This window comes from Cohnella algarum (genome assembly GCF_016937515.1).
Lineage (GTDB): Bacteria > Bacillota > Bacilli > Paenibacillales > Paenibacillaceae > Cohnella > Cohnella algarum.
Genome location: NZ_JAFHKM010000002.1, coordinates 4,786,269 through 4,805,856 on the forward strand (window position 1 = coordinate 4,786,269; position 19,588 = coordinate 4,805,856).

Sequence of the window (19,588 nt, forward strand, 5' to 3'; positions counted from 1 at the left end):
TTCTGCCGGCTTTCTTTTTACCCTTTCGCGTTTTCCCTGTCCTGCTTTAACGGTTTCAGCGACAGACCGATGCGAATGACGGAAACGCGTATGTGCGGTTGAACCTCGAGCTTCGGAAACTGTTCGGTCCATTGATCCTTCAGCTTCTTCCAATCGTTCGGATATTTCCGGTGGATTTTGTCGGCAAATCCGGGCAAATCCGCCTTTATGCGCATGGCGGCGCTCCACCCGGTATCCATAATGTCCTCGATCTCTCGTTCGATTGCGTTCCCAAGCTGGCGAACGGCTTCGTTTTTCGTCAAATCGAGCTTGCATTCGGACTCGAGCACCTCGCCGCTTACATTGACCCGGACAAGCATTCGAAAACCGTCCTGTTTTTTCTGCGGGGTTATTTTCGTTTCGGCTTTATCGATCCGCAAGGTGGAAAAGGCGTCCCGATTGGAACCGGACGGACAAGGGACGGCAAGAGCGCTTTGTTTGATGTCGCCCGACAGCCAGGAAATCCCGTAGCTTTCCTTGAACGTAAGCCGACCGATCCGGCGGCCGTCCTTGAAGACGGACTCTCCCGTCAGGCCGAGCTTGGATTCGTTGTGCGTTTGTTTGAACGATTCCAGCGAGGACAGTTCTTTGCGGGACTTGGCGTCCCGTTTGCCCATCAGATTGAGTTCCGGAACCCCGATCGCGCGCGAATCGGAATACAGGCTTTGGGCAAAATCGAACACCCGGACGGCCGGATAATAGCCGGAATTCAGTTCCTCCTTCGAGATGATTTTATTTAACGCGTCTCCCGGAAGCTTTTCCAGCGGCACGAACAGCTTCAATATGTCGGAGGCGCGTCCCTCGGTTACCGCCATCATCACCGTCTCGCGTGCCTGAACGCTGCGCAAATATAAATCGACCACTTCCGAAAGGCCATGTTCGGCGGCGGCTTTTCCGATGACGATAGCATCGGTGTGCGCAAAGTAGAGTTGACGGGGAATTTCCAGGTTGCTCTTGTTAGCAGCTTCGCAAAGGGTCCTTCCTTCCGCCGTGAAAACGTGGACCGACGATTGGGTGGTGCCTCCGCCGCCTCCGCCGCCTCCGCCGGACCACATGCCGGAGGGAACGACGACCTGATAAGTAACATTCCACTTCCCGTCCGCCCAATCGATGCCGGTGGCGGATGTAATGCCGAGCTCGTTCAGCTCCCTGCGGTCCCAGCACCCGGCAAGAACAAGGCAGAACGCGGCGCACATCAACAACAGGGTAACGGATCTCGGCATCAGTCTTTCTCCTTGCGGTTCGATTCGCCGGTTTGCTGTCTCGTTCGGTTGAGGACGCTGATCAGCTGCGGCCGCGTTCGCATGGCTTTCCAGGGAACGCGGACGAACACATCCTTCAGATTTTGCAGCGACAGCGGGGCGACCGGGAGAAAATAGGGGATGCCGAACGACGTCAGCGAAACCAGATGGATCAGCAGCGGAACCAACCCCGCCAAGACGCCGAACAGCCCGAAGGAACCGGCCAGCAGCATAAGGCCGAAACGGATGAGCCGGACGGACGCCGCCATCGAGATGGAAGGGATGACGAAGTTGGCGATCGCCGTAAACGAGACGACGATGACCATCGCCTCGGAGACGAGTCCGGCCTGGACCGCGGCCTGTCCCAGCACGAGCGCGCCGACGATCGAAATGGCGGGGCCGATGACCCGCGGCATGCGCACCCCGGCCTCGCGGATGACCTCGAACGTCAGCTCCATGAGCAGCGCTTCGAGCAAAGCCGGAAGCGGAACGCCTTCCCGCTGCGCGGCCAGACTGATCAGCAGCGTCGTCGGCAGCATCTCCTGCTGAAACGTCGTAATGGCGACGTAAAGCGATGGAAGCAGCAAGCTGACGAAAAAGGACAGGAAGCGAATCGCCCTGATAAAGGTAATCAAATCGTATCGCTGGTAGTAATCCTCGCTCGACAGGAAAAACTTGAAAAACGTGACCGGAAGCACGAGCGCGAACGGCGTGCCGTCGACCAGCACCGCGCAATGGCCCTCCAGCAGGTAACCGGCGATGGCGTCCGGCCGCTCGGTATTTAAGATGGTGGGAAACGGCGTAAACGTATGGTCTTGAATCAGCTCCTCCAAGTACCCGCTTTCCAGAACGCCGTCGATGTCGATGGCATCGAGCCGCTTGCGCAATTCCGCGAGCACGGCCGGATTGGCGATGCCCTCGATGTACGCAATCGCGATTTGCGTCCGGGTGAAGCGGCCGACGGTTCGGTGTTCGATGCGCAGCTGCGTCGTCCGGAGTCTGCGCCGAACCTGCGTCAGATTGGTGGACAACACCTCCGTAAAGCCTTCCTTCGGCCCGCGAATGACCGTTTGCGAAGACGGCTCTTCGATGCTTCGTTTATCTCCGCCCTGAACGGAGACGGAAAAGGCTTCGCTGCATCCGTCGACGAGCACGACCGCCGAACCGGCCAAAACGGCCGAATAAAACGCTTCTTCCGTCGGAACGGCGACCGTGTCTCCGGAATGGACCCGATCCAGCAGTCTCTGTCGAAGCAAGCCGGGAGAGCGGGGGGCTTCGGACGCCCCGGACGCGACCCGGACCAACGTTTCGATCGTTTCGCTTATTTTCATCACATCGACAAGGCCTTCTATGTAAAATACGGCCGCCAGCGGCATTCCTTCTTCGTCCCGCCCGATTTCCTTCGCGATAAAATCGGGGCTTTGGCCCATTTTGGCGCAGGCTGCGGCGACAGCCGCGCGCAGCGGCACGCCAAGCAGAGCTTTCTCCGGCAAGGGGACGGAGGGCGCGTTATTCTCCCGTTTGCCGCCGTTCTTCGATTGGCGAAACAGCCCGGCAATCAGTTTGACAAACATATCATCACTAAGCCTTTCTTATCCAAACTTTTCTTATTATATCCAGAAGGCGATGGGCTATCCGCTGAACGGAGATGACGGCATGCCGAAGCAGCGAGTCGGCAGACGAGGCGGTTTGAATCAAAAAAAAAGAAAACGGCAAATGCGCCGTTTCCCGTTCCGTTTTCCCGTCCGTTCCGTTAATTGCGGGAGCGCTGCATAAACCCCGTCCATGCATTCGCGTAGGAGGGAAGTCCCGTATACCGCGCTTGTTCGAAAATCTGAACGGCTGCGTTCGCGACCTCGACGTCCTGGGCGCTCGTTCCGCCGCTTACGCCGATGCCGCCCGCGATTTCCCCGTCGCGAACGAGCGGAATTCCCCCGCCGAGAATGACGAGCCTCCCCCGGTTGGTCGTATTGATGCCGAAAGTCGCTCCTCCCGGGAGCGCCGATTGGGCCAAATTGGCAGTCGGCATCTGCATGGCCGCGCTGGTCCAGGCTTTGCCGATAGCAATATCGATGCCCGCGATCCGGGCATTGTCCATCCGATGAAAAGCGATCAGGTTTCCTCCGTCGTCGACGATCGCGATGTCGGATTTTAATCCCATTTGCCGAGCTTTTCGTTCCGAGACTTCCAATAGCTGCTTCGCTTCGGCCAACGTCAGTTTAACCATCCAACCTCTCCTTCGCTATTGCGTTCCTACAGGATATGGACGTTCGCCCGTGTTGGTGAAACCGTGGCAAGCCATGCGACGATCGCCAACAGAACCGCTTTGCATCAGGGCTTAATAAATGGGATCGTCCACTTTTAATAGGTCGTTTGCCTTTAAATGTAAATATATGAATAGTTGAATTATATTGGAAAGTGTGTTATATCTTAAACGAATGAAGGCATCTCGCCTAACGGGGCGGGGTGTCTTCGTTCTATACAATGCGGAAAGGATCGATAGGGATGAAAAAACGCATCATAACGGACTTTGAGTACCGGGCAACGAAGATGGGGGGCATATCTACGATGAGCCATAGTCTGACGAACCGTTTCAGGGATAGCCTGTCGAGCCAACTGGACTATTTCGATAAAAATATCAACGAGCTGCTGAACGCCTTGCCGAGTTCCGGGGACAAACGCCCGCTCAAAGATTTCGTGGACAGGTACTGCCGGCATGCGAAAAGGTGCCTTGACGGAACAAGCGGCGAGGGGCCGGATACCTTGGTGTGGATCGGGTCGAACGTAATCGTCCGAAACGAGACGGATCGGATGGACGAACAGCTATCGATCGTGCTGCCTATGGATGTCGACCCCTATTCGGGACGCATTTCGTTTTTGTCTCCGGTGGGCCAGCGAATTCTGCTCTCGAGAGCCGGATACAGCACGGAAATCGACTGCCCCGGCGAAAAATACTGGATCACCGTAAAGCAGCATTCTTTCGGATACGAATAAGACGAGCAGGTCGTAGATATACGCTACGGTTCCTTCGTCAAAAGATTTAACCGGAATTCGGAGACGCAGCGAAGCGCCATTCTGATCATTTACAAAGCGGAGGAAGCATCCTTATAAACATTGAAGGGAGCAGGAGCCGTATAACGGGTTCCTGCTCCCTGTTTATTGTACGTCCAGCATAGGCTATCGGGATTCCGCTGCCGTTCGCTTGACCGCGGCTTCGTTCCTATCGTTCGTATCTTCGGAAGCTTGCGTCCCGCGTCGAATAAAGAATGAAAGAAGAAGCGCGATGACGCCGAATCCGACAATGACGACATACGAGTCGTTGATGCCTTGAATCGTGGCGTCCAGAGTCATCCGCTCTTGCGAAGCGCCATCCGTTCCCCCGGCGGTCATCATGTCGGTTAAATGCGCTTGAGTCCGGTTCGTCATAATCGTGACGAGCAGGGAGGTGCCGACAGCGCCGGCCACTTGCCGAATCGTATTGGAGATCGCGGTGCCGTGCGCATGCAGCCTGGACGGCAGTTGATTGAGCCCGGCCGTCTGAATGGGCATCAGGAGCAGGGCCATGCCGATGCGGCGGCCTGTCGACATGAGCACCAGATACGTATAGCTGGTCGATTCCGTCAAGTCGATGAAACCGATCGTCGTGACGATCGTGATGAGTAGACCGGTCACAGCCAGCCATTTGGCGCCGAATCGGTCGAACAGCTTGCCGGCGGCCGGCATGAGAAGACCCATGACGATCGCGCCGGGAAGCATGAGCAAACCGGACTCGAGGGCCGTATAGCCGCGAGCGTTTTGCAAGTACAGCGGGAGCAGCATCATATCCGCGTACATGACCATCGTAACCGCAATGTTAATGACGGACGTCAAGGAGAACATGTTGTATTTGAAGGCCCGCAGATCCAGCAGCGGATGGCTTGAAACGAGCTGCCGCCAGGCGAACAGGGCAAGCGCCGCAACGCCCGCGGCGATCGTCGAAATCACCTCGGCGCTCGACCATCCTTCGCTGCCGGCGCGGCTAAAGCCGTACAGCATAGCGCCGAACCCGACCGTAGAGAAGACGACGCTGAGAACATCGAGATTCGTATGCCCCTTTTCTGATACATTTTTCAAATAAATCATGCCGCAAACGATGACGATGAGCGTTAACGGAATCATCCCGTAAAACATCGTTTCCCATGCAAAGCTTTCCAGAATGTAACCGGCAACGACCGGTCCGATCGCCGGGGCGAAAATGATCGCCAACCCGACCATGCCCATTGCGGCGCCGCGCTTTTCGGGAGGAAAAATCGTCAAAATGACGTTCATCAGCAGCGGCATAGTGATGCCGGCGCCGGCTGCCTGGATCATGCGCCCCGTCAACAGGACCGGGAAATTCGTCGCCAAGGCGGATACGATCGTGCCGACAAGAAAGATCCACATCGAGGCCTGGAAAAGCTGGCGAGTGGAAAAGCGCTGCATCAGGTACGCCGTGATCGGGATCAAAACTCCGTTTACCAGCATATAGCCGGTCGTCAACCATTGGGCCGTTGCCGCCGCAATCTTGAATTCTCCGATCAGTTCCGGGATGGCAACGGTCATGACCGTTTGATTCAGCGTAGCCAAAAAGGCGCCCAAAATCATGGCGAACAAAACAGGGCCCCTCTTGATCGCGCTGCGGGCTGTCGTGCCGTCTTTACTCAACTTGATCCTTCCTTCCGCTTCAGTCATAGACTAGATTTACAAAGTGTCGTATAATTGACACTGCATAAATTAGTTTAGTTCCCGGCCCGTCAGGTTTACAAGCGACAGATTATCGCAGACTGTAAAGAAGTCCATTTTGATTTCGCTTTCAGTCGTTTATGCGGCAGATTTACGACATTTTCGAGCAAATTGTAGTTTGCTGCAGAAGGGATGGATCCGATTGGAAAATCGAACGACTCGTATCGATCCTCGCATCTTGCGCACGCGCCAATTGCTGAGGGATGCCTTCGTCGAATTGCTCCAGGAGATGGACGTGGAAAAAATTTCGGTCAATCGGCTTGCGGAGCGCGCCACGATCAACCGCGTTACGTTTTATCTTCATTATCGGGACATACCGGACATGATGGAAAAGCTGGCGGATGAAATGAACGAGGATTTCAGCCGGATTCTGCACGGCAAATCCCAAAGCGCCGAGGCTTCTCCCGAAGGCAAGGAAGCGACATTAGTCGAGCTTCTGGAGCATATTGCCCATAACGCGAAGTTTTACAAAGCCGTTCTCGCCACGAAGCGTCTTCCGATTTTCACGGAACGGCTGTCCAAGCTGCTGTCTGAAATGATTACGGAAAGACTGGAAAAATCGGAGAAAGACGTTTTGGCTTCCGGGTTGACGGTTCGAAGGGATATCGCAATCTGGTTCGGTTCCTCCGCTTTGATCGGCGTGATCATTTCCTGGCTGCGCAACGACATGCCTTATTCGCCGCATTTCCTGGCCGAACAATTTTCCATGCTGACATCTTCGCGCTCCCGATAGAAGCCGAAGCTTGACTTTTCGTACTGTAATAATTATCATTACAGTATTAAGACCGTTTTTTAAAATTTCAGGCAAAAGGCGGTGGCAATCATGAACTTTGCAATTGGCGATTGGGTGTCGGGGCATACGAGCCAAGGCGAGCTGGTTCGCGGATTCATCGATTCGATGCAGATAGAACAAGGTACGGTGAGCCTTCTCGTGACGGAATCGGATCATGAAGCCGCCGTCGGAAAGCTTTTGACGCTTCAAAACCGGGCCGTCCGTACGCTGCCGGCGTTCGCCGCGGACGATGAAAGCAGCATCCTGAACTTCATCGACATGGCGCTGACGACGAAGGACGAAGCGTGGTTCCGCGAGCTGTCGGAACAGCTCCTTGCCGTTCGGAACAAGGGCGTGCAAGTTCGGGAGCGAATCGGAGCCCCCTCCGGCATCCGCAATCGACTTCTATTCCATTGACCCGGAGGGAAGGGACCGGAATTCGATCCGAACGTTCTCGCGGGAATGAAATACGCTTTTCGATAAAGGCACGATCTCTTCGCCATTAGGGCGGGGGGATCGTGTTTTTTGCGGATTGGATGATAAAATGAGGTATTCCACAAATTTCGTCGGAGGAGGGGCATTAACGAACATGAGCGAACAAAACGGGGTGCGACGCAGCTTGCATTTACTTCTGGCCGAGCTGATCGACGGTCCGGAGGAGGGCCGGTTTACCTGGGTGCTGAATCCGGGTAAGGGAAACGGCTTGCTGGATTCCTTGAGACGTTTGAGCGGAGCCGAAGCTTCGGCCATCCGGATTCCCGGACGCGCAAGCATCGCCGCTCACGCAAACCATCTCCGGTTCAGTCTGGAGCTGTTGAATCGAAAGTCGAGAGGGGAGCTCTATTCGCGGACGAGGATTGGGCAAAAAGCTGGGAACTGCAAACGGTCACGGAACCGGAATGGCGGGGTCTTATCGCGCGTTTGCAAGATGAAGCTCACTCATGGATGCATCATGTGATGACCGCCGAAACGGAATGGGACGAAAAAACGACGGTCGAGGCGATCGCAAGCTCGGCGCACGTTGCCTATCATTTCGGCGCGATCCAACAGCTCCTGCGCATCGGGAATCCCTCTTGACCCGAAGCCGAAGGTTCCGGGCACGAGCTGGACGGGACCTTCGGCTTTTTCCGATTCAATCCGGATTACGTTTTGGCCGCGATGAATCGCCTTCATTTTAGCATTGCGGATGCGGCGGCGCTATGGCCCGAAAGAGTCATTCGGCGGATGAAATTCAGATAATGATTTTGAAACCGCGCCGCATATTTGCGCATCTAATATACGTCCGATCGGAGGGGGGGATATTATGGACATGACAAAGGAAGTGAAAAAGGCCCAAAAAGGCCATCCTCACGCCTTCGAGCACTTGATTCGCGCGCACAAAGTCATCATGTATCGGGTGGCCAGGACGTTGCTTGCAAGCGATGCGGATTGCGCGGACGCCATTCAGGAAGCGATTCTGAAAGCTTTTGAAAATATTCGAACGTTGCGGGAGCCGGCCTACTTCAAAACGTGGCTGCTGCGGATCGTCATCAACGAGTGCAACCGAATTCTCCGGCAACATCGAAAGGTTATCGAGCTCGACGAATGGACGGCGCCTTCCGCAAAGGAGAGCGGCTTCGAAAAAGTCGAGCTGGAGCAGCTGCTTAAGACGCTCCCGGAGGAAGACCGCATCCTCCTGAAGCTTTATCACATCGACGATCTCTCGATCAAAGAGTTGGCCGAAATCTATCAAAAACCCGAAAACACGATCAAAACGCAGCTGCGCCGCGCTCGCGAGCATGCGCGCAGCATTTGGAGCAAGCAGGAGGGATATCCATGGAAAAATGGGAGCGGGAATTAAATCACCTGGTGAACGCATCGTTGCCCGAGCAAGTCGACCGGCGTATTCATCTGACGCTTGATCAGCTCAAAAGAACTCGCAAAAAATCGTTCGGGCTTCGATTCGGCACGACGGCGGCAGCGGCAGTCCTGGTTCTCTCCTTCGGACTGACGGCTCTGTCTCCGGCATTTGCCGAGGCGATGAAATCGATTCCCGTCATCGGCTCCGTATTCGAGCTGGTCGGCGACGTCGGCACGAAACGAGGAAGCCAATTGAATTTGACGACGAACGTGGGCCGGCAGATTCAAATCGATGATTATGCCATGACGATTACCGAGAGCCTTTACGACGGCTCGAGCATCAGCCTGGGCTTGATTGCGCCGGCCGATGCGAAGGATCCGATGGGATTCGTAAAAGATGTGACGTTCTCGGTCGACGGGAAAAGGCTGCCAAGCTTCTCCGGGGGAGCCAGCACGAAAATATTGGACGACGGAACGTATGCGGGAACGTTAAGCCTTCATGTGGACGATCCGCTGCCCGACGCCTTTACGCTTGGCATCTTGTCTCGCGACGAAGCCGCGATCTATGCCGAGATTCCCGTCGAGCGCAAGGGCGAAAATCAATTGTTCGCAATCGCCCAGACCGGAACCTGGAACGATGTCGAAGTCGAATATGAGGACATGGCTTTGTACCCGACTTCAACGAAACTTTCCTTTCGGCTTCGCGGAACGGATTCACCGTTTTGGGAATTCAAGGTGCAGGATGACCAGGGGCGCGTTCTACAGCCTATCGGCGGTCACGGCGGCGGAACCTCGGATGACAAACATTACGTGTATGACTTCGAACCGCTCGAAACCGTGCCTGAGAGCTTGACGATCACACCCTATCTCGTCGGTTCCGATTCCACGACCCGAATAGACGGAGAATGGAATGGGACGCCGATCACGTTATCCCAAGGGAAGGCTGGTTCCGTAACCGTCGTAGATCAGAAATTCGAAGACGACAACTTAACGCTTACTTACGAAGTCGAGGGAGAACGCCTATTCGAGCAGGCGAATGAAATCTGGCTTGAGGACGAAAAGGGAAAGCCGTTCGATAAGGGGACGCCTATTCGCATCCAGGGCCGCGATCACAGATATCAACTGACATTTTCTAACGTAAGGAAAACCGATTCCGTTTTCCTTTCCACGCCTCGGTTTAACGCTCCCGTTTACCTGGAGGAGCTGGCGGTTGTCGTAGATTTGGAGGGTTAAAGACCGATCCCTTAAATATTAATGTCATTAAACTTTAGTGCCGTCAATTCATTTGACGGCTTTTTTTGCCGATTTTCAAACGATTATTCAAATGATGGTTTGACTGAAAGATAATCGCTATGTTACGATCGCAATAATCAAGCCATCGTTTGAGTGTCGGAGGTGCCGAGTGAAAGACAGCTGCGAAATTTATTGTTATGACGAGCCGAAAGTGCGAAAGGTACAACATGCTCTCCAGCGGCAGGATATCCCGGGCATGGTCAGGATCTTTAAAGTGCTCGCGGACGAGACCCGCATGAAAATCGCGTTCGCCCTGTGCATGGAAGATGAACTATGCGTGTGCGACGTGGCCCATATTATCGGTTCCACGCTGGCAACGGCGTCGCATCATCTGCGCATGCTAAGGCAGCTCGGATTGGCCAAATTCCGCAAGGAAGGGAAGCTGGTTTTCTACTCCCTGGAGGACGATCATATACGTGACATCCTTTTGCTTTCTTCAACCCATAGCAAGGAGTTGACGGCGCATGCCACAACATGAGGAAGAAGACAAACAGGTTTACCGCGTACAAGGATTCACCTGTGCGAATTGTGCCGGCATTTTTGAAAAAAACGTAAAAAGCTTGCCGGGCGTTGCAGATGCCCAGGTGAATTTCGGCGCGTCCAAAATCACGGTATTCGGAAACGCGACCGTAGAGGAGCTGGAAAAAGCCGGCGCGTTTGAACATCTGAAAGTCGTCCCGGAAAAACAACGGTTCGCGGAGAAAAAAGAACCTTTTTGGAAAACGAACGGGAACGTGCTGTTTTCGGTCCTCTTGACGGCCGCGGGATATCTCCTTGCCTTCGCTTACGGGGAAGAAAGCCGGCTGTCCGCGCTCGTTTTCGGAGTTGCGATTCTCGTCGGCGGTTACGGGCTTTTTCGGAAAGGGATCAAAAATCTGTTTCGTCTCCAGTTCGACATGAACACGCTGATGACGGTGGCGATCGTCGGCGCGGCCGGCATCGGAGAGTGGGGGGAAGGCGCCGTCGTCGTGGCGCTTTTTGCGGTAAGCGAAGCGCTCGAGCGCTTTTCGATGCAAAAGGCGCGTCAATCCATTCGTGCGTTAATGGATATTTCGCCCAAGGAAGCGCTGATCCGGCGCGGCTCCGCCGAGTTGGCGGTGAGCGTCGAGGATATCCGGGTCGGGGACGTCATGATCGTCAAGCCGGGTCAAAAGCTCGCCATGGACGGCGTCGTCGTCAAAGGGACGTCGACGGTCGATCAGGCCGCGATTACGGGAGAATCCGTGCCCGTTGCCAAGGACGTTGACGACGAAGTCTTCGCCGGCACGCTGAACGGGGAGGGATTGCTCGAGGTCAAGGTTACGAAGCGCGTCGAGGATACGACGATCTCCAAAATCATTCACCTCGTGGAAGAGGCGCAAGCCGAACGGGCGCCGTCGCAAGCGTTCGTAGACCGGTTCGCCCGCTATTACACGCCGGCGATCATGGCTCTGGCCATCGGAATCGCCGTTTTTCCGCCGTTGTTCGCCGGAGAATGGGGAGAGTGGATTTATCGCGGACTGTCGCTGCTTGTGGTGGGGTGTCCGTGCGCCCTGGTCATTTCCACCCCCGTTTCCATCGTCACCGCAATCGGCAATGCGGCCCGAAACGGAGTGTTGATCAAAGGCGGCATCCATCTCGAGGAAGCAGGGCGCATTTCGGCGGTGGCGTTCGATAAAACGGGCACGTTGACCAAGGGAATCCCGGAAGTAACGGACATGGAATCGTTCGGCGGGAGAGACGAAAGGGAGATGCTCGCGATTGCCACCGGCATGGAAAAAGGCTCCCAGCATCCGTTGGCGTCGGCGATCGCGAGGAAAGCCGCTCAAGCGGGCATCGAACGCCCGCTATCCGTTGACGGCTTCCGCTCGATAACGGGCAAAGGCATCCAGGCGCTGGTAAACGGACAGATGCATTATACGGGCAGTCCCAAGCTTTTCGATGAGCTCGGCTCGGAGTTTCCCGGCTCGGCGCGCGAGCGAATCCAAACGCTGCAAAGCGAGGGAAAAACCGTGATGGCGCTGGGCACGAAGCAAGCCGTGATGGCCTTGTTCGCGGTGGCCGACGCGGTGCGGGATTCGAGCAAAGCCGTCATCGAAGAGCTTCGTTCGATGGGGATTCGAAAGACGATCATGTTGACGGGCGACAATGAAGCGACGGCGAAATCGATCGGCAATCAATTGGGCGTGGCGGAGGTTCAAGCGGAATTGCTTCCCCAGGAAAAGCTTGAAATGATCAAGAAGCTGCGGCTGAGCTACCCGAGCGTGGCCATGGTCGGCGACGGCGTAAACGATGCGCCCGCGCTTGCCGCTTCCTCGGTCGGCATCGCGATGGGCGGAGCGGGGACGGACGCAGCGCTCGAGACCGCCGACATCGCGTTGCTGGCAGACGATTTGCGAAAGCTTCCCTTCGCGATCCGTTTAAGCAAAAAAACGCTCGCGGTAATTAAACAAAACGTGGCGTTTTCGCTGGGAATCAAGCTGCTGGCGTTAGCGCTGATCGTGCCGGGCTGGCTGACGCTATGGTTGGCGATTCTCGCCGACATGGGAGCGACGCTGATCGTGACGCTCAACAGCCTGCGGCTGTTGAGGACCAAATAAGGGCCGGATATGCCCGCGGATCCGAATCATCCAATGACGGACGACGTGAAGGATCGCGTCATGCATGCGCATTTGCAGGTCGGCGATACGAGTCTCGTGTTCTCCGATACGTTCCCGGGCATGCCTTATCAGCCAGGCGGCCGGGAGAGCAGCAACCGTAACTTGCACAGATTGACATAAGACGAAGAATCCGCGGAATCCGCGGATTTTTTGTTTGCAAAATTCGCGCTCCATCGCCGAGTGTTCGCGACGGACACGAAGAAGTTCGGTCTAACCACCGAGCAATTCGGCCTCCTCTTTCATCGGCGCGACCGCGCGCATCGACCAGCTCCGAGCGGAGGATGTGAGCGAAAGTTCGGAGGACAGCAATGCGGCTGTCCGATTTTTGACGCAACAAGCGCCTTTCAAGCCGAGTTGACATCCTCCGAGGAAGAAGCGCTCGCAACCATGGACAAGGACGATAACGGCATGGTGATCGTCGTACCGCCCGTTCTGCAAACCGCCGCGCCCGAACCGAGCGGTTATGCCTTGATTTCAATGGTGCCGGCCTGTTCCGCTCCGTTCATGCCGGCATGGTAGACGATAAGCTGCTTGTTCTCGTCTTCGACGACGAGATAGGGGCAGCAATCGAACAGGATGAGGCCGCGCAGCTTGCCTTTGATGCGGATCGATTCATGGTAGCCTTTCGTCAGGTCGCCGAAATCGTTGGCCGTATAAGCGATCGCTTCGTCTCCTTTTTGCGCCGCGTAATGGTGCTTCGTTTTGCTGAAGATCAGCGATTTCGCCTTGTTGAACACGCGGCCGCTGTAATATTCCTCGATCGTGTCCTGCTCCTTGCCTTTCGCGAATTCCGGCCACAGGTCGCTGTAGACGTTGTAGGCGCCGGAATTGTCGTTGTTGACCAGAATGAACGGCACCTGCATGGGGCCGAAGGGCAGTACGAACAGGTCGAGCAGTTCGCCGTCATGGTATTTGCCGTTCGTCTGGAACAGCTGGCCATTCTTGTCATGGACGAATATTTTCTTGCCGAATTGCAGGGCGGCGAAGTCGCCCTCGGTTTCAAGCTTCGTCGGAGGGCTCTGCGAATCGGCGGCGGCCGCCCCGGATGCTTCGGCGGCTTTTGCCGTCAGCGGTACGGCCAACAGCGCTGCGGCTGCGGCTGCGGAAATCAGTTTGCGAGTACGTGTTTTCATGTGCGTGCATTCTCCCTTGCTTTTGGATGTGGAATAAAAAAACCTTTACCATCGTAAAGGCCGATAGATTTTTCGTCTGTAATCCGAATTACAAATCGCAATGTTTTCGGTAAAGATCCCATAATCGGGAAAATGGTCCTAATCACGCATGGGATAGGACATGCTCGGCAGCGCGGCCAAAGTCGGAATTTGCGCGTTGACATAACGAGGGCGGTATGCCATACTGGGCTTACGAACGTTCGTAAGTTTTATATTCGAAAAAGCGTTGATGGGTTTCCAAAGCGGCGCATCCCTTCTTCAGAGAGCCGATGATCGGTGCGAATCGGCGAACATGCGCTAGCGAATTACACCCCGGAGCTTCCTGCCGAACAGGACGGGACACGCCGTTATGTGATGAAGATGAAGGTCCGACGGATCTTCGAAAAAGGATGGTACCGCGATCGAAGTCGCTCCTTTAGAGGAGCGGCTTTTTTGATTTCGAAAGGAGAGGGAACGAATGAACCTCATCGACGATTTGCAGTTCAGAGGATTGATACATCAATGCACCGATTGGGAAGGGTTAAAAGCGAAGCTGGACAAGGGGAACGTCCGCTTGTACGCGGGATTTGACCCGACCGCGGGCAGCTTGCACATCGGACATTTGCTGCCGATCCTGACGTTGAAACGGTTTCAGCTCGCCGGCCATACGCCGTTTGCGCTTGTCGGCGGCGCAACGGGGCTGATCGGAGACCCGACGGGACGATCGGCGGAACGGCCGGTCAACAACAAGGAAACGGTCGAGCATTGGACGCAAAGCATCCGGGAACAATTGTCAACGTTTCTGGATTTCGAATCCGCAACCCATCCGGCCCGGGTATTCAATAATTACGATTGGTTCGCCTCCGTCAACGTCGTCGAGTTTTTAAGGGAGATCGGCACGCGTTTCACCGTCAACTACATGCTTGGCAAAGAAACGGTCGAGTCGCGGCTGCAGCACGGCATTTCCTTTGCCGAAATGAGTTACATGCTGCTACAGGCGTACGATTTTCAATTTCTTCTTCGGGAATACGATTGCTGCTTGCAGATCGGCGGCAGCGATCAGTGGGGAAATATTACGGCAGGCTTGGGGCTGATCGACAAGCTGGGCGGCGGCAAGCGCGCGTACGGGTTAACGATGCCGTTGATCATGAAGAGCGACGGGACGAAGTTCGGGAAGACCGCCGGCGGAGCCGTCTGGCTCGATCCCAAGCTGACGTCTCCATACGAGTTCTACCAATTTTGGATCCAAACCGACGATGCGGACGTCATCCGTTTCCTGAACTATTTCACTTTCCTGAGCCATGAGGAAATTATCGAACTGGAACGAGCGGCTGCCGCAAATCCGGAAGCGCGCGAGGCGCAGCGAATGCTTGCCTTCGAAGTGACGAAGCTCGTGCACGGAGAAGCGGAAGCGGAGAGGTGCAGGAATCTATCAGGCGTTCTGTTTCGGGAGGAGCCCGCGGCGCTGACCGCGGAAGAATGGGAAAGGGCGCTTGCGGACATCCCGTCGGCAACGTTCGGCTCCGATCCGATCGCGTTGCTGGATTTGCTGATCGCCGCCAAGGCCGTTCCTTCGAAAAGGCAAGCCAGGGAAGAAATCCGGGCCGGCGCCGTGACGATCAACGGGAAAAGGGTGACGGATCCGAATTTCATCATCGGGCCGGACGAGCGCATGCACGGACGCTTCGCGCTGATTCGGCGGGGAAAACGGAATGTATGGCTGGCGGCTTTCGATTAAGGCGAGCGCCCTTCGGCGCGGGATTTGCGTCCCGCGCCTTAGAGGCGGGCTCTCTAGCGGATTCCCCGCCAAAAAACGTCCCAAGATGCCTGCAGACGCGCATCGAACGTCGTCGTCCCCGCGTAAATCAGTTCCACCAGCATCCCCTCGAGCATGTTCATATAAGCGAACACGGCGGTGTCGACCGGGACTCCGGGCGCGATGGACGGGTCGCCAAGGATGCGCTCGCGAACCTTTCGGGCCAGATGCTCGAAGTAACGGGCCACCGCATCCTCGACCTGTTCCGCCGGCTGATCCGGAACCATGAAGCCCGAGCAGAGAATCAGCCTCAGGTTCAAATCCTCCCGATAACGGCTCTTAAACTGTTCGATGAAGCGATAGAGCCGATCCCCGTCGGAATCTCCGGCGCTTGTCCGCTCGAAATAATCGTCGGCGAACGCCGTTTCCCGTGCGACGGCTTCCGCGAATACGGTCAAAAACAGGTCGTTTTTGCTTTTGAAGTGGGAATATAGCGATTGCTTCTTGATGCCGACTTCCTGCGCGATTTTATCCAGCGAAGCGGCTTCGTATCCTTTTAACGCAAACTGCTGAAGCGCGGCCGCTTTAATCGAATGGATCGTCAATGGCATATCCTCTTTTCGTTCAAAATGAATGACGAACGTTCGTCAGTCGGATTATCCGATAACGCCAGCCGGTTGTCAAGACTGAGCGGGCCCCTGCGCCCGACATCGATCCGATCCGTGAACGCGTTTCCAATCGATGTTCTATTTTTCCCAATCATCGTTCCATAACAAGCGGGGCATTTGTTGCTAAGATAGTCCATGTGATCGTTGAAAGCGCAATCTTAGCAGCGGGGAGAGATTCAATGCGAGAGAAAGGATGGAGCAGATTTGCAGGCGGGCTTTTCTTTACGGGTCCGGCGTTGGCGGTGTTCCTGGGCATTATCGTCATTCCGATCCTGATGAGCGTGTACTACAGCTTTTTTCATTGGGACGGCGTCTCGCCGATGGCGTTTGCCGGAGGGGACAATTATTTAAGGCTGGCGCAAGATCCCGTCGTCTGGCAGGCGCTCAAAAATTCGCTGTATCTGACGTTGGGAGCGCTGCTGATCCAACTGCCGGTCGGCTTGCTGCTTGCCGTGCTGCTCAGCGTAGGACTTAAAGGTTCAAACTTCTTGAAAACGGTTTATTTCACGCCGGTCATGCTGTCCACCGCGGTGCTCGGCATTTTGTGGGGGCAAATTTACGATCCGAATTTCGGTCTGCTGAACAGCCTGCTCGTGAATCTCGGATTGGAAAGCTGGGCGCACTCCTGGCTCGGAGACGAAAAAACGGCGCTCCTTTCCGTCATCGCCGTCGTCGCCTGGCAGTTTATCGGTTTTTACATCGTCGTTTATTTCGCGGCCTTGCAAAACATTTCCGACGAAGTGCTGGAAGCGGCGAGAGTGGAGGGAGCGAGCGAGTGGAGAATCTTTTTCCGGATTCGGATTCCGCTCATCTGGCCCGCCATTACCTTCACCGTTCTGAACTGCGTCATCAACTCGTTGAAATACTTCGACCTGATTTACATCATGACGAACGGCGGACCGAACCATGCCAGCGAAGTGCTGGCCAGCTACATGATGAATAACGCGTTCCGGCTCATGGATTACGGCTACGGCAGTACGATTTCGACCTTCTTGCTGGCATTCGGCCTCTTCCTTGCCCTGATCATTACGAAGGCGCTCGGCAAAGGGAACGCCAAATTCCAATAGGAGAGGAGAATGGATGTGAGCAGTGCGCAAGCTCAACTCCGGCAAGCGGCGGGAGGCGCGGTACGGACGCGGCGGAAGCCGCGCCGCGGCAAGCTCGTCAGCCGCACGGTCATTTATCTCATTTTTTTGTTCCACCTGGTGTTGACGGGATATCCGTTCGTGTGGATGGTTCTGTCCTCCTTCAAGAGCAACAAGGAATACTTTGCGAATCCTTGGGGGCTTCCGTCGGAATGGAACTTCGAGAATTTCGCGAACGCCTGGAATGAAGGGATCAGCGGCTATTTGTTCAACAGCCTGTATATTACGGTATTCTCGGTGATCGGACTGCTGATCGTATCGACAATGATCGGCTTTTATCTGGCAGTGCGTTCGTTCAAAGGCTCCAAGCTGCTGCTCGGATCGTTTCTGCTCGGCATGATGATTCCGGTGCACAGCACGCTGATCCCGCTGTTCGCGATCGCCAACGAGACGGGAACGTACGACACGTTCTGGGCGTTGTTTTTCCCGTACATCGGATTCAATTTGCCGATCGCGGTGTTTCTCGCCTACGGCTTCTTCGCCGAGGTGCCGAAGGAGCTGGAGGAAGCGGCGCTTGTCGATGGCTGCAACCTTTATCAGTCGTTTTTCAAAATTTATTTTCCTCTGGCCAAGCCGATTCTGGCCACGGTGACGATTCTTTCGTTCTTCAATATTATGAACGATTTCATTTTCCCGCTGATTATGGTTTCGCAGGATTCCCTGAAAACGCTGCCGCTCGGACTGATGATGTTCAAAGGCAATTTCAGCGCGGATTATTCGCTGATCAGCGCCGCGCTCGTCATGACGACGACGCCGGTCATCGTGATGTATATGTTCCTTCAAAAGTATGTGCAAAAAGGGGTAGTGGCCGGTTCCGTCAAAGGCTAGCGATGCGGGAGACAAGCTGTGCATGGCTTGTTTCTCCGCCCGCTTGAATGAGAGCGCTTCAGCAGGCCGTCCGTTCGGGGTCGCCATCCCCGGTCGGCGTCCGCCGTCGCCGCGTCATTGACACCGGATCGACTATATGTTAAAGATCAACAAAAGGGAGAATGGACAACGATGAAAAAAGCAGCACTCGTTTTACTCGCACTTACGATGTGGATCGTTGCGGGCTGCGGCAGCAGCGCCGGCAATCAAAATGCGGCGGAAAGCGCGCCGGACAACGTGACGCAATTGACCATGTGGAGCATGGAAACCCGCAACCGGGAAATCATCGAGAAGTCGATTGCCGAATTCAACGGCGCTCACCCGGACATTCAGGTGAAGGCGGAGTTTTTCGAGGATGAAGCGTTGAAAACGAAGGTCAAGGTCGCGATTGCCGGCAACCAGCTTCCGGACATTCTGGCTTACTGGAGCGGCGAGACGTTCGATACGCTCGTGAGCAACAATTTGCTGGGCGATTTGACCCCGTATTTGGACCAGGATGCCGAATTCAAGGACAACGTGCTTCCGGGCGGACTCGAGACGTTTACGTACGACGGCAAAACCTACGGCATTCCCGTACTGTTCAGCGGCGTATCCCTGTGGTACAATAAAGAAATTTTCGAGCAAAATCAATTGACCCCGCCGACAACGTACGAGGAATTGCTGAACGTGGTGGATCAATTGAACGCCAAAAACATTACCCCGATCACGGTAGCCGGCAAGGAACGTTGGCCGCTGCTGCACTGGTTCGCTTATCTGGCGCAGCGCGTCGGCGGAACCGAGCCGTTCGAGAAGGCGAAAGCGGGCGAAACCGATTTCGCTACCGATTCTTTCGTGCAGGCGGGCCAAATGCTGAGGGAGCTGGCCGTGGATCACAACGCTTTTGTAAACGGATTCCTGGGCCTCGATTATGCGGCGGCGGAAGCCTTGTTCACCAATGAGCGCGCGGCGATGTACCTGCAGGGCGAATGGGCGATGGAAGCATTCCTGGGCGACGATTTTGCGGAAAAAGTCGACTTCGTGTCTTTCCCGGCGGTCGAAGGCGGAACGGGCAGCGTCAACGTCTATCACGGCGGCTTCGGCGCGGGCATGGCGATCTCCTCCGGCACTAATCAGGACGCGGCCTACGAGGCGGTCCGTTTCCTGACCAGCCCCGAGCAGCGGAAGGCCATCAACGAAGGCGCGAACATCAGCCCAATGAAAAATCCGGGCCTGGACGAAGCCAACATGCATCCGCTGGCTTTCCGTTACGACGACTCGATCAGCAAAAACCTGGAAGGCTTCTTCGGCTACTACGATCAGACACTGGACGCCAAACGGGCCGAGCAGTTCCTGAACGCGGTCGGCGCCATCGCCGGAAGCAAGGATGCCGACATTCAGGCGATCCTCTCGGACATCAAGTAAAGCTTCATAGAGGAGG

General features: G+C 55.5%; 17 protein-coding genes and 1 other annotated feature. Of the genes, 11 read left to right on the plus strand and 6 right to left on the minus strand.

Going from position 1 to position 19,588, the window contains the following annotated elements; genetic code table 11:
* Positions 1–17 precede the first annotated feature (17 nt).
* The 3 genes from JW799_RS21575 to JW799_RS21585 all read right to left on the minus strand — a co-directional run bounded on the left by JW799_RS21575 (position 18) and on the right by JW799_RS21585 (position 3,507).
* Positions 18–1,262, minus strand: coding sequence for a Ger(x)C family spore germination protein (locus tag JW799_RS21575; RefSeq protein ID WP_080839358.1), 1,245 nt, complete (start codon positions 1,260–1,262; stop codon positions 18–20).
* Positions 1,262–2,854 carry a spore germination protein gene (locus JW799_RS21580; RefSeq protein WP_080839359.1) on the minus strand — a complete coding sequence of 531 codons (1,593 nt, stop codon included), beginning with the start codon at positions 2,852–2,854 and terminating at the stop codon, positions 1,262–1,264. Before JW799_RS21580 ends, JW799_RS21575 begins: the two co-directional genes overlap by 1 nt.
* A gap of 179 nt (positions 2,855–3,033) precedes the next feature.
* Positions 3,034–3,507 (minus strand): GlcG/HbpS family heme-binding protein, encoded by a 474-nt coding sequence (locus JW799_RS21585; protein ID WP_080839361.1) that lies wholly within the window; start codon positions 3,505–3,507, stop codon positions 3,034–3,036.
* Between the two features lie 341 nt (positions 3,508–3,848).
* Here JW799_RS21585 and JW799_RS21590 point away from each other — a divergent pair, with 341 nt between their 5' ends.
* Positions 3,849–4,274: a GreA/GreB family elongation factor gene (locus JW799_RS21590; RefSeq protein WP_080839362.1), complete on the plus strand. Its 426-nt coding sequence runs from the start codon at positions 3,849–3,851 to the stop codon at positions 4,272–4,274.
* A gap of 183 nt (positions 4,275–4,457) precedes the next feature.
* Here the strand turns inward: JW799_RS21590 and JW799_RS21595 are convergent, their stop codons facing one another.
* Entirely contained in the window at positions 4,458–5,903 is a 1,446-nt protein-coding gene (locus tag JW799_RS21595) for a DHA2 family efflux MFS transporter permease subunit (RefSeq protein WP_240353791.1), read from the minus strand.
* Positions 5,904–6,183: 280 nt separating this feature from the next.
* Between JW799_RS21595 and JW799_RS21600 the strand changes: the two genes are divergently transcribed.
* The 6 genes from JW799_RS21600 to JW799_RS21625 all read left to right on the plus strand — a co-directional run bounded on the left by JW799_RS21600 (position 6,184) and on the right by JW799_RS21625 (position 12,524).
* On the plus strand, positions 6,184–6,774 hold the full coding sequence (locus JW799_RS21600; RefSeq protein ID WP_080839365.1) for a TetR/AcrR family transcriptional regulator: 591 nt from the start codon (positions 6,184–6,186) through the stop codon (positions 6,772–6,774).
* A 90-nt stretch (positions 6,775–6,864) separates the two neighbouring features.
* Positions 6,865–7,230, plus strand: a complete 366-nt coding sequence (locus JW799_RS21605; protein WP_080839367.1) for an IDEAL domain-containing protein — start codon at positions 6,865–6,867, stop codon at positions 7,228–7,230.
* 886 nt (positions 7,231–8,116) lie between these two features.
* A complete protein-coding gene (locus JW799_RS21610; protein ID WP_205431649.1) occupies positions 8,117–8,653 on the plus strand; it encodes an RNA polymerase sigma factor in 537 nt (178 codons plus the stop codon).
* Positions 8,629–9,885 carry a DUF4179 domain-containing protein gene (locus JW799_RS21615; RefSeq protein ID WP_205431650.1) on the plus strand — a complete coding sequence of 419 codons (1,257 nt, stop codon included), beginning with the start codon at positions 8,629–8,631 and terminating at the stop codon, positions 9,883–9,885. Before JW799_RS21610 ends, JW799_RS21615 begins: the two co-directional genes overlap by 25 nt.
* Before the next feature lie 169 nt (positions 9,886–10,054).
* Positions 10,055–10,423: a metalloregulator ArsR/SmtB family transcription factor gene (locus tag JW799_RS21620; protein WP_205431651.1), complete on the plus strand. Its 369-nt coding sequence runs from the start codon at positions 10,055–10,057 to the stop codon at positions 10,421–10,423.
* On the plus strand, positions 10,410–12,524 hold the full coding sequence (locus JW799_RS21625) for a heavy metal translocating P-type ATPase (RefSeq protein ID WP_205431652.1): 2,115 nt from the start codon (positions 10,410–10,412) through the stop codon (positions 12,522–12,524). The genes JW799_RS21620 and JW799_RS21625 overlap by 14 nt, the downstream gene beginning before the upstream one ends.
* A 521-nt stretch (positions 12,525–13,045) precedes the next feature.
* Here JW799_RS21625 and JW799_RS21630 read toward each other — a convergent pair.
* A complete protein-coding gene (locus JW799_RS21630) occupies positions 13,046–13,717 on the minus strand; it encodes a hypothetical protein (protein WP_080839375.1) in 672 nt (223 codons plus the stop codon).
* A gap of 256 nt (positions 13,718–13,973) precedes the next feature.
* Positions 13,974–14,174 (plus strand) — a binding site (T-box leader).
* 39 nt (positions 14,175–14,213) lie between these two features.
* Here JW799_RS21630 and tyrS point away from each other — a divergent pair.
* A complete protein-coding gene (tyrS, locus tag JW799_RS21635) occupies positions 14,214–15,473 on the plus strand; it encodes a tyrosine--tRNA ligase (RefSeq protein ID WP_205431653.1) in 1,260 nt (419 codons plus the stop codon).
* Between the two features lie 53 nt (positions 15,474–15,526).
* Here tyrS and JW799_RS21640 read toward each other — a convergent pair whose 3' ends face one another.
* Positions 15,527–16,096: a TetR/AcrR family transcriptional regulator gene (locus JW799_RS21640; RefSeq protein ID WP_205431654.1), complete on the minus strand. Its 570-nt coding sequence runs from the start codon at positions 16,094–16,096 to the stop codon at positions 15,527–15,529.
* Between the two features lie 242 nt (positions 16,097–16,338).
* Between JW799_RS21640 and JW799_RS21645 the strand changes: the two genes are divergently transcribed.
* From JW799_RS21645 to JW799_RS21655, 3 genes are all read left to right on the plus strand, one after another.
* Positions 16,339–17,226 carry a carbohydrate ABC transporter permease gene (locus tag JW799_RS21645; protein WP_080839380.1) on the plus strand — a complete coding sequence of 296 codons (888 nt, stop codon included), beginning with the start codon at positions 16,339–16,341 and terminating at the stop codon, positions 17,224–17,226.
* Positions 17,227–17,241: 15 nt separating this feature from the next.
* Positions 17,242–18,132: an ABC transporter permease subunit gene (locus tag JW799_RS29765; RefSeq protein WP_205431656.1), complete on the plus strand. Its 891-nt coding sequence runs from the start codon at positions 17,242–17,244 to the stop codon at positions 18,130–18,132.
* A gap of 171 nt (positions 18,133–18,303) precedes the next feature.
* Positions 18,304–19,572, plus strand: coding sequence for an ABC transporter substrate-binding protein (locus JW799_RS21655; RefSeq protein ID WP_080839384.1), 1,269 nt, complete (start codon positions 18,304–18,306; stop codon positions 19,570–19,572).
* The last annotated feature ends 16 nt before the right edge of the window (positions 19,573–19,588 follow it).